Annotated in this window: 8 protein-coding genes; all 8 read left to right on the top strand. The window is 31.2% G+C overall.

Features of this window, described 5'->3' with window-relative positions; all coding sequences use genetic code 11:
• Window positions 1–2,472, top strand: a 2,472-nt coding sequence (locus H518_RS20500) for a gliding motility-associated C-terminal domain-containing protein (RefSeq protein WP_028888842.1), incomplete at its 5' end; no start/stop codon positions are given.
• A gap of 9 nt (window positions 2,473–2,481) precedes the next feature.
• Window positions 2,482–3,396 carry a PorP/SprF family type IX secretion system membrane protein gene (locus tag H518_RS0109530; protein ID WP_028888841.1) on the top strand — a complete coding sequence of 305 codons (915 nt, stop codon included), beginning with the start codon at window positions 2,482–2,484 and terminating at the stop codon, window positions 3,394–3,396.
• A 19-nt stretch (window positions 3,397–3,415) separates the two neighbouring features.
• Entirely contained in the window at window positions 3,416–5,329 is a 1,914-nt protein-coding gene (locus H518_RS0109525) for an OmpA family protein (protein WP_028888840.1), read from the top strand.
• A gap of 140 nt (window positions 5,330–5,469) precedes the next feature.
• Window positions 5,470–8,868, top strand: coding sequence for an isoleucine--tRNA ligase (gene ileS / locus H518_RS0109520; protein ID WP_028888839.1), 3,399 nt, complete (start codon window positions 5,470–5,472; stop codon window positions 8,866–8,868).
• Between the two features lie 4 nt (window positions 8,869–8,872).
• Entirely contained in the window at window positions 8,873–9,250 is a 378-nt protein-coding gene (locus H518_RS0109515; protein WP_028888838.1) for a TraR/DksA family transcriptional regulator, read from the top strand.
• Complete coding sequence (locus tag H518_RS0109510) at window positions 9,228–9,956, top strand: DUF4097 family beta strand repeat-containing protein (RefSeq protein ID WP_028888837.1); 729 nt, start codon at window positions 9,228–9,230, stop codon at window positions 9,954–9,956. Before H518_RS0109515 ends, H518_RS0109510 begins: the two co-directional genes overlap by 23 nt.
• 42 nt (window positions 9,957–9,998) lie before the next feature.
• A complete protein-coding gene (locus H518_RS0109505) occupies window positions 9,999–10,580 on the top strand; it encodes a lipoprotein signal peptidase (RefSeq protein WP_028888836.1) in 582 nt (193 codons plus the stop codon).
• 54 nt (window positions 10,581–10,634) lie between these two features.
• Window positions 10,635–11,237 (top strand): DUF4230 domain-containing protein, encoded by a 603-nt coding sequence (locus H518_RS0109500; RefSeq protein WP_028888835.1) that lies wholly within the window; start codon window positions 10,635–10,637, stop codon window positions 11,235–11,237.
• Window positions 11,238–11,297 lie beyond the last annotated feature (60 nt).

The following is an 11,297-nucleotide window of genomic DNA, read 5'->3' as shown; positions in this document are numbered from 1 at the left end:
GGAATCACTTATAGTTTAGATGCCGCTTCGTTAACAGGCGGAAACAGTATAAACGGATCAACTGGAGAAGTAACGTATGTTGCAGGTTGGAGTGGAACAACAACAATTACAGCAAGTACTGCAGGATGTAACGGTCCCGCAACGACGACGCATGTAGTAACTACAGGAGGGCTAGTCAGTTTATCTATAAATGATATTACAGTAGATAACATATTAAATGCAGTAGAAGCTGGAACAACAATAGCAGTAACAGGAACAGTAGGAGGTGATTTTAATACAGGAGATACAGTAACGTTAACCGTAAATGGAAATACATTTACAGGAGCTGTTGATGCTTTAGGAAATTACAGTATAAATGTACCAGGTTCAGACTTGGCTGCAGATCCAGATACGACTTTAGATGGTAGTTTTGTTGCAAACTTAACTTGTTCTGCAACAGATACGCAAGTTTATAGTGTTGATGCAGATTTACCATCACCAACAATAAGTGTTGATGATATTACTGCAGATAACGTATTAAATGCAGCGGAAGCAGGAACAACGATAGCAGTAACAGGAACTGTAGGGGGGGATTTTAATGCGGGAGATACAGTTACATTAATTGTAAACGGAAATACTTATACAGGAACAGTTGATGCTTTAGGAAATTACAGCATAAATGTACCAGGGTCAGACTTAGCAGCAGATCCTGATACAACAGTAGATGCGAGTATAACGACTACTGATGTAGCAGGGAATAGTGCAAGTGTAGCAGTGACTCAATTATATAGTGTTGATACAGATTTACCATCACCAACAATAAGTATAGATAATATTACTACAGATAACATATTAAATGCAGCAGAAGCTGGAACAACGATATCCGTAACAGGAAAAGTAGGAGGTGATTTTAGTGCGGGAGATACAGTCACATTAATTGTAAATGGAAACACATTTACAGGAATTGTTGATGCTTCAGGAAATTATAGTATTGATGTTCCAGGATCAGACTTAGCAGCGGATCCAGATGTAACAGTAGATGCGAGTATAACGACTACCGATACAGCAGGGAATAGTGCAAGTGCAACAGCTACACAGATTTATAGTGTTAATACAGGTTTACTAGTTCCAACAATAAGTGTAGATGATATTACAGTAGATAACATATTAAATGCAGCAGAAGCTGGAACAACGATAGCCATAACAGGAAAAGTAGGAGGTGATTTTAATGCGGGAGATACAGTCACATTAATTGTAAATGGAAACACATTTACAGGAACTGTTGATGCTTCAGGAAATTATAGTATTGATGTTCCAGGATCAGACTTAGCAGCGGATCCAGATGTAACAGTAGATGCGAGTATAACGACTACCGATACAGCAGGGAATAGCGAAAGTGCAACAGCAATTCAATTATATAGTGTTGATACAGATTTACCAGCACCAACAATTAGTGTAAATAATATCACGGAAGATAATATATTAAATGCTGCAGAAGAAGGAGCTATAATAGCAGTAACAGGAACCGTAGGAGGCGATTTTAATGTAGGAGATATAATAACGATTGTTGTAAACGGAAATACTTATACAGGAACTGTTGATGCTTCAGGAAATTATAGTATTGATGTACCAGGTTCAGATTTAGCAGCTGATAGTGACTTAACAGTAGATGTGAGTTTGACAACAACCGATGTAGCAGGAAACAGTTCAAGTGCTATAGCTACACAAGTTTATAGTTTATTAGACACTGATAATGATGGTATACCAGATAATTTAGATATAGACGATGATAATGATGGGATATTAGATACAGATGAAGGAGATGGTGGAGTTGATAGCGACGAAGATGGTATACCTGATAGTTTAGATTCTGATAGTGATAATGACGGTGTACCGGATATTATAGAAGGAAATGATGAAAATGGAGATGGAATTTCTGATAAATCTCCTTCTGGATTAGATACTGACAATGACGGATTAGATGATGCTTTTGATACTGATAATGGAGGAACTTCTGTAAGTATTCCAGATACTGATAAAGACGGTGTTCCAGATTTTCAAGATACTGATGACGATAATGATGGTATTGATACTATTAATGAAGGCCCAGGAGATGGTGATCCAACAACAAATGATGCGTTAGATATGAACAATAATGGTATTCCAGATTATCTAGATACAGATCAAAACCCATGTGGTACTCCTTATAATATTATGACTCCAGATAATGATGGAGAAAATGATACATTCTTTATCTCATGTATTGATAAGCCAGAATATAGTAAGAATACTGTAGAGATATTTAATAGATGGGGTAATACGGTTTATAAAGCATCAGGATATAATAACGAAAGTGTTGCATTTAGAGGTCTTTCAAGTGGTAGAGCAACAATTAGTATTGATGAAAAACTACCGCCAGGAACCTATTATTATGTTATAGATTTAGGAGATGGATCAAAACCAAAAGCAGGTTGGTTATATATTAATAGATAAGAAAGAGATATGAAAATAAGATATACAATAGTATTAATTCTATGCATTATTAGCGGAATTAATGCACAGCAAGACCCACAGTATACACAATATATGTATAATACAATGAGTGTGAACCCTGCCTACGCAGGTTCAAATGGACATAGTATTATAAATTTATTAGGAAGAACCCAATGGGTTGGAGTTGATGGCGCACCAAATACCCAAACATTAAGTTATGACACTCCGTTAGGTTATAGCGGAGTTGGGTTAGGAATAAATTTAACGAATGATAGAATTGGGCCTGCAAATGAAATATTTTTAGATATTAATGGATCCTATACAATACGTACTAGTGATGAAGGTAATTTAGCCTTTGGATTAAAATTAGGAGGTCGTCATTTGAATGTAGATTGGAATAAAGGACGTGTTCGTAATAGGGAGGATAAAAAGTTAGAAGGTAACATAAATAAATTTTTACCAACCATAGGTGCAGGGATGTATTATTATACCAGTAAATGGTATTTAGGAGCAGCAATACCTAACTTCATTAATACCGATCATTATGAAGATTCTAATAATGGAGGAAATGTAGCTCAAGAACGTTTGCATTTGTTTTTAATAGGAGGTTATGTTTTCGACTTAAGTGAAAGTGTAAAGTTTAAGCCAGCAGTTTTAGCAAAGGTTGTGAATGGAGCACCTTTATCTATAGATGTTTCAGCAAATTTTTTGTTTAATGAGAAATTTACAGCAGGTCTTGCTTGGCGATGGGATGATTCTATTAGTTTTTTACTAGGTTTGCAGGCAAGCAAAAACTTAAACATAGGTTTTGCTTACGATTTAACAACATCAAATTATAGTAATTATAATTCAGGGACCTATGAGTTGATGCTTCGTTATGAGATGTTTAAAGAACAAACAATGAAATCACCAAGATTTTTTTAACGAAAAAACAAGAATAAAGATGAGAAAAAACATATACATACTAGTCTTGCTAATAACCACTATTAGTTTTGGACAACGAAAATATGCTGCAGATAGGTATTTCAAAGAATTTGCTTATAAAAAAGCAGCAGAACTTTATCAATCAATTCATAAAAAAGGTGATGACTCTTATTTGGTTTTAAGTAGATTAGCTGATGCTCATTATTTTAATTTTGAATTTGCAAAAGCAGAAAAGAATTATGAAAAACTAATGAGCTTATATGAAGAGAGCGTTTTAGTTGAACATTTATTTAGGTATGCACAAGTTTTAAAAACCAACGGTAAGATTACTGAATCAGACAAATGGTTATTAAAGTTAAGTGGGAAAAAGAGAAATGACAGTAGAGCAGAAGCTTTAGTAAAAAATAAAAATTATTTTACAGAATATACAAAAGAAAAGAAAGTATTCGTAAATATAAATAATTTGTCAATAAATACTAAATACTCTGATTTTGGGGGTTTTGTATTTAATGATGATTTTTATTTCGCATCGACTAAACCAGATGGAGCTAATGACAAAAGGTTATATAAGTGGAATAACCAACCTCATTTAAATATTTATAAGGCAAAAGAGGTTTTTAAAACTGAAGAAAAAGTTTTAGATGTTGAAGATCAAGTTAAAGTAGTATCGGTTAGTTCTAAATATCATGAGTCAAATGCGATAATTACATCTAACGGTAATACCATGTATTTTACCAGAACTAATTTTGATGGTAAAAAATTAAAGGGAGGAGATGATGAGATAGCACATCTTAAAATATATAAAACAGAAAAAGTTGGTGAAGTATGGGGTGAGGCTATAGAACTTCCTTTTAATAATGATAATTATTCAGTAGGTCATCCCGCTTTAAGTGTTGATGAGAAAGTATTGTATTTTGTATCTGATATGCCAAATGGTTTTGGTTTAACTGATGTTTACAAAGTAAATATCCTAGAAAATAATGCCTTTAGTACTCCTGAAAATTTGGGTAAAAGTATAAATACAGAAGGAAGAGAGATGTTTCCTTTTATAGATAGTAAAGAGACTCTATATTTTGCATCAGACGGTCATTTAGGACTAGGTGCTTTAGATGTTTTTGAAGCAAAAAAAGAAGGAGATACTTACACTAAACCTGTAAATTTAGGAGCTCCTATAAATGGAGCTTATGACGATTTTTCATTTATTATAAATAATAATAGGAATAATGGGTTCTTTTCATCAAATAGAAAAAAAGGAAAAGGAGATGATGATATCTATAGTTTTATAGTGTATAGCTGTAAAGAGGATGTTTCTGGAGTAGTTTATGAAGCTAAAACAAATAAACCACTAAATGATGTAACTGTAAAACTAATAAGTGAAGAAGGAGAAGTAGTTGCTGAAAAAGTAACAAATAAAGATGGAAGTTATTCTTTTGAATTGGTAGACTGTGAGAAGAATTTTACTGTTACAGCATCAAAAATTGATTATAAGGAAGATCAAAAATCAGCTAAAACACTTGATGTAAATAAACAGTTAATAACTCAAAATTTAAAATTAGAACCTTTAATTGTAGAAAATCAGATAGTAATTAATCCTATTTATTTTGATTTTGATAAATATAATATTAGGAAAGATGCTGAGTATGAGTTAGAACATATTGTATCTGTAATGAAAAATAATTCTAAAATGATTATTAAAATAGAATCACATACTGATAGTAGAGGAACTAAAGAGTATAATAAGCGTTTATCAACTAATAGAGCTATCTCAACGAAAGATTATATTATTTCAAGAGGTATTTCATCAGATAGGATAGAAAGTGCTCTAGGTTTTGGAGAGAGTCAACTCTTAAATAATTGCGATGACGCTAGTAATTGTTCAAAAGAAGAACATCAGAAAAACAGAAGATCATATTTTTATATTCTAAAAAAATAAGACTAAATAGTAAAATAAAAAATATTTTATACAAAAAAAATGAAAACACCCCATTTAATGGGGTGTTTTTTTATATAAGGCAAACCCTACAATTACAAGAAAATACGTAATTTCGCCAATTCAATTAATACAATTACAAAATGAGTACGAAGTTTACTGAATACAAAGGGCTTAACTTGCCAAATGTTGCAGATGAAATCCTAAATTACTGGAAAGAAAACAACATTTTTGAAAAAAGTATAACTACCCGTGATGAAAACAAACCGTTTATCTTTTTTGAAGGACCACCTTCAGCAAATGGTTTACCGGGTATTCACCACGCAATGGGACGTACCATTAAAGATATTTTTTGCCGTTATAAAACTTTAAAAGGTTTTCAAGTAAAGCGTAAAGCAGGGTGGGATACTCATGGTTTACCAGTTGAACTTGGTGTTGAAAAGGAGTTAGGTATTACCAAAGAAGATATTGGTACAAAGATTACTGTAGAAGAATATAATATTGCTTGTAAAAAAGCAGTAATGAAGTATACTGATATTTGGAATACACTTACCGAAAAAATGGGGTATTGGGTAGATATGGAAGATCCGTATGTTACCTATAAGCCAAAGTATATGGAAACTGTTTGGTGGCTTTTAAAACAAATCTATAACAAAGATTTGATGTACAAGGGGTACACGATACAGCCATATTCACCAAAAGCAGGAACGGGTTTAAGTTCTCATGAGGTAAATCAACCAGGAGCATATCAAGATGTTACTGATACGACTGTTGTAGCACAGTTTAAAGCTGTTACTGAAACGTTACCAAGTGTTTTACAAAACGGAAGTGATGTTCATATATTAGCTTGGACAACAACTCCTTGGACTTTACCAAGTAATACGGCATTAACAGTTGGGCCTAAAATAGAGTATGTTTTAGTAAAGACATTTAATCAATATACATTTGAAGCTACACAAGTAGTTTTAGGTAAACCTCTAGTTGCAAAACAGTTTGCAGGTAAGAAATTTAAAGCCGTTGAAAACGAAGCAGATTTAGCAAATTATAAAGCTGAAGATAAACAGATACCTTATTGTATAGTTGCAGAATGTAAAGGAGCAGATTTAGTTGGTACTGAATATGAACAATTATTACCGTATGTTTTACCGTACGAAAATCCTGAAGAAGCTTTTAGAGTAATTTCAGGAGATTTTGTTACTACTGAAGATGGAACAGGTATCGTACATACAGCACCAACCTTTGGAGCTGATGATGCTATCGTTTGTAAAGACGCAGGTGTACCACCAATGTTAGTTAAAGATGCAAATGATAATTTAGTTCCTCTAGTTGATTTACAAGGTAAGTTTACTAAAGAAGTAGGTGAATTTGCAGGGATGTACGTTAAAAATGAATACTATGCTGATGGAGAAGCTCCAGAAAAATCAGTAGATGTACAAATAGCGATAAAATTAAAAGAAGAAAATAAAGCCTTTAAGGTAGAAAAATATGTACACAGTTACCCACATTGTTGGAGAACTGATAAGCCTATTTTATATTATCCATTAGATTCTTGGTTTATTAAAGTAACAGACGTTAAAGAACGTATGCATTCTTTAAACGAAGAAATTAATTGGAAACCAGAAGCAACAGGTACTGGTCGTTTTGGTAACTGGTTAAAAAATGCAAATGATTGGAATTTATCACGTTCTCGTTTTTGGGGAATTCCGTTACCAGTATGGAGAACAGAAGATGGCAAGGAAACAAAAATAGTAGGTTCTGTAGCTGAGTTGAAAGAAGAAATGGCACTTGCTGTTAAAGCTGGCGTAATGACTGAAGATATTTTTGCTGATTTTGTATCAGGAGACATGTCTGATGATAATTATGATACTGTAGATTTACATAAAAATGTAGTAGATAAAATTACTTTAATATCAGATTCTGGTGAACCAATGCAACGTGAATCAGATTTAATTGATGTTTGGTTTGATTCAGGTTCTATGCCGTACGCACAATGGCATTACCCGTTTGAAAATAAAGAATTGGTAGAAGAAGGTTGGAAAACAGCTGATTTCATTGCCGAAGGAGTAGATCAAACACGTGGATGGTTTTATACCTTACACGCTATTGCTACCATGGTTTTTGATGATAAAGCATATAAGAATGTTGTATCTAATGGATTGGTGTTAGATAAAAACGGACAAAAAATGTCGAAACGTTTAGGTAATGGAGTAGATCCGTTTACTACGCTAGATAAATATGGGCCTGATGCTACACGTTGGTATATGATATCAAACGCAAACCCTTGGGATAATTTAAAGTTTGATTTAGACGGGATTACCGAAGTAAGTAGAAAGTTTTTTGGTACACTTTATAACACCTATTCATTCTTTACATTATACGCTAACTTAGATAATTTTAATTATAGTGAAGCTGAAGTACCGTTAAATGAAAGACCAGAAATAGATCGTTGGGTTTTATCTGAATTAAATACATTAGTTCAAAAAGTTGATACATTTTATGCAGCGTACGAACCAACAAAAGCAACAAGAGCAATTTCTGATTTTGTACAAGATCATTTAAGTAATTGGTATGTTCGTTTATGTAGAAGACGTTTTTGGAAAGGTGAATACGAGCAAGATAAAATATCAGCATATCAAACATTATACACTTGTATGCTTACTGTAGCTAAATTAGGGTCGCCAGTTGCACCTTTCTTTATGGATAGGTTGTATAAGGATTTAGTAAGTACAACTAATATTGAAAAATTTGATAGTGTACATTTAGCAGAATTTCCAAAATATAATGCCGATTTAATAGATAAATCATTAGAGCGTAAAATGGAGAATGCTCAAACAATATCTTCATTAGTTTTGTCGTTAAGAGCTAAAGAAAAGATAAAAGTACGTCAACCATTACAAAAAATAATGATTCCGGTATTAGATGCCACTCAAAAAGAAGAAATTTTAGCAGTAGCTGATTTAATAAAATCAGAAGTGAATGTTAAAGAAATTGAGTTGTTAGATGATGCGTCTGGTATTTTAGTAAAACAAATCAAACCAAATTTTAAAGCTCTTGGACCAAAGTTTGGTAAAGATATGAAGTTGATAGCTAATGAGATACGTAATTTCAATCAAGAAGATATCATAAAAATTGAAAAAGAAGGTAGCATTTCTGTTGAGATTAATGATAAAATGATTAATTTAGAAACCACAGATGTAGAGATCTCTTCTAAAGATATTGAAGGCTGGTTAGTTGCAAATGCAGCTGGTTTAACAGTAGCTTTAGATGTTACTATAAATGAGGAATTACGTAAAGAAGGTGTTGCTAGAGAATTGATAAATAGAATTCAGAATGCACGTAAAGACACCGGTTTAGAGGTTACAGATAAAATAAAATTAACGGTTTTAAAAGTTGAAGACTTAGAAGAATCGGTAATTGCAAATGAAGATTATATAAAAGCAGAAACATTAACTAATGAGTTGGTTTTTGTTGATGATTTAAAAGATGGTACAGAAATTGAATTTGATACCATAAAAAGTAGAATGTTAATTGAAAAAACATAGCATTATGGATGAGATTAAAATTAGATACTCTGATAGCGATTTACAGGAGTTCAAAGAAATTATTTTAAATAAAATAGAGCATTGTGAAGAAGATTTAAAACTGTTACAAGACTCTTATAAAAATGGGGCTGGTAATGGTACAGAAGATACTTCTCCAACTTTTAAATCTTTTGATGGTGGTTCTGATACGATGGCAAAAGAAGCAAATATGCAATTAGCCATACGTCAAGAAAAATTTATTCGTGATTTAAAAAATGCATTAATCCGTATTCAGAATAAAACTTACGGAGTATGTAGAGTTACAGGTAAATTAATTCAAAAAGAACGTCTAAAGTTAGTACCTCATGCAACATTAAGTATTGAAGCAAAACGTAAACAATAATATTTTGTATTACTATAATAATAAAAACAAGCCTCTTAAAAGAGGCTTGTTTTGTTTTAAAATACAATTAATTACATTACTACTTATAAGTTCATTTATTTTTTCTCAAGAAAAATTAATTAAAACAAGAGAAGTTCAATTCAATGAAATCGAAATAAATTCTGATGGATTAGATAATCTAGTTATTGAAAACTCTTTAGGTAATCAGATATCAATAACGTTGTTAGATGAACAACCTAACACCCACACTATTTTTTTTGATGATGAAACTAACGGGATTTTAAAAGTAGATTTTAAACTTAATTTTGATGTTTATAAAGAACAAATTTTTAGAAAATATATAACTAAAAGATTGCAAAGAGCAAAGGCTATTATTAAAATACCAAAAAATAAGAATGTAACTATTTATGGAAAAACAATAGGAATAAACTCTAATAGTTATAAAGGAGATTTAAAAATTTATATAGACAGAGGAAACGTTAGATTAAATAGAGTAAACGGAAATACTTTGGTCGCACTATTCTTAGGTAATGTTTACGGGCAATTAAGAAAAAATAGTAACATAAATATTAAAACAAACAAAGGTGATATAAGGATAAATAAAACTAAATATAAAGGACATTTATATAAAATATTTACTAAGAATGCGGTATCTAATTTTAAGGTACGCTCTATAAATGCTAATGTTTTTTTAATTACAGAATAAAACCAATACTTTTCTTATTTTTGCTACCATTAAATTATAAAAATGTCTAAGAAAAATATCGCAATACTTACCGTAGTTTTAGCAATTTTAATTGATCAAATTAGTAAAATATATGTTAAAACTCACTTTCAATTAGGAGAAGAAGTTATTGTTTTTAGTGACTGGTTTAAAATTCATTTTACAGAAAACAACGGTATGGCTTGGGGTTTTGAATTTGGAGGTAGAGCTGGTAAATTATTCTTAACATTATTTAGAGTTGTAGCAGTATCAGGTATTGTATATTGGTTATGGCAAACAATAAAAAGAGGAGCACATACAGCCGTAGTTATAGCAATAGGATTAATTTTAGCAGGGGCAATAGGTAATATTATAGATTCTGTTATTTACGGAGTTATTTTCGAAAGTTCTTATCACAATGTAGCAGGTTTGTTATCAGATTTTAATTATGATAAATTGTTTTTTGGTAAAGTAGTTGATATGTTATATTTTCCTATGTATGAAGGTGAAAGTTTTACTTTTTTTAATGCGATCTTTAACGGAGCTGATTCTTGGATTAGTATAGGAGTTGTTTTATTGTTTTTATTTAATAAACAAGCATTTCCGAAGGAAGAGGAAGAAGCTTAAATCTAATATTTTTCATTCAATATACTTTTTCTATATTTATAGAAAAACAAAACTATGCGACTTCTTAAGTATTTATCGGTTTTTCTATTAGGTTTTTTAATTGCTAAGTTTTGGTATGATAAAACAGAAAAGAAACACCAACAAGAAGAAATTAAAGTAGTTTTAAACGGAATTCAAAACTTAAGTAAATTAGTAGTTTCAGAAGGTAGTTTTTCTGAAATGTATAGTTTTACTGATAGCAAAAAGTATTTGTATGACTATATTTCTTTTGAAAAAAAGGCAATATTATCTGTGAATGCAAAAGTTGAAGTTGGTTATGATTTATCGAAACTTGAAATTGAAGTAGACAGTGTAGGTAAACAAATAATTATTAATAAAATTCCAAAAGAAGAAGTTCTAATCTCACCAGATATTAAATATTTTGATTTACAACAAAGTCAATTTAATACTTTTTCTAAGTCAGAATTGAACAAACTTAGTGATAAAGCTATAGAAAAGATAGAATCAACTATAACGGTGTCAAACCTTCAAAAAGATGCTAAAATACGTTTATTTGAAGAGTTGTCTAAAATATATCAATTATCTAAAATATATAATTGGAAAGTAGTTGATAATACAAATTCAAATTTGTTAGAAGTAGTTTTACTAGGTGATTAATTGTAAAAAGGATTTATAAAAAATAAATTTAGTATAATTATAACGACTCTTTGCGTTAAA

It is taken from the genome of Tenacibaculum ovolyticum DSM 18103 (genome assembly GCF_000430545.1).
Lineage (GTDB): Bacteria > Bacteroidota > Bacteroidia > Flavobacteriales > Flavobacteriaceae > Polaribacter > Polaribacter ovolyticus.
The sequence above is the reverse complement of the archived record's forward strand: the minus strand, read 5'-3'. Positions and strand labels throughout refer to the sequence as shown.

Coding starts and splice junctions, on each gene's coding strand:
- ileS (WP_028888839.1), top strand. CDS start 5,470: ATGAGTACGAAGTTTACTGAATACAAAGGGCTTAACTTGCCAAATGTT.
- H518_RS0109515 (WP_028888838.1), top strand. CDS start 8,873: ATGGATGAGATTAAAATTAGATACTCTGATAGCGATTTACAGGAGTTC.
- H518_RS0109505 (WP_028888836.1), top strand. CDS start 9,999: ATGTCTAAGAAAAATATCGCAATACTTACCGTAGTTTTAGCAATTTTA.
- H518_RS0109530 (WP_028888841.1), top strand. CDS start 2,482: ATGAAAATAAGATATACAATAGTATTAATTCTATGCATTATTAGCGGA.
- H518_RS0109500 (WP_028888835.1), top strand. CDS start 10,635: ATGCGACTTCTTAAGTATTTATCGGTTTTTCTATTAGGTTTTTTAATT.
- H518_RS0109525 (WP_028888840.1), top strand. CDS start 3,416: ATGAGAAAAAACATATACATACTAGTCTTGCTAATAACCACTATTAGT.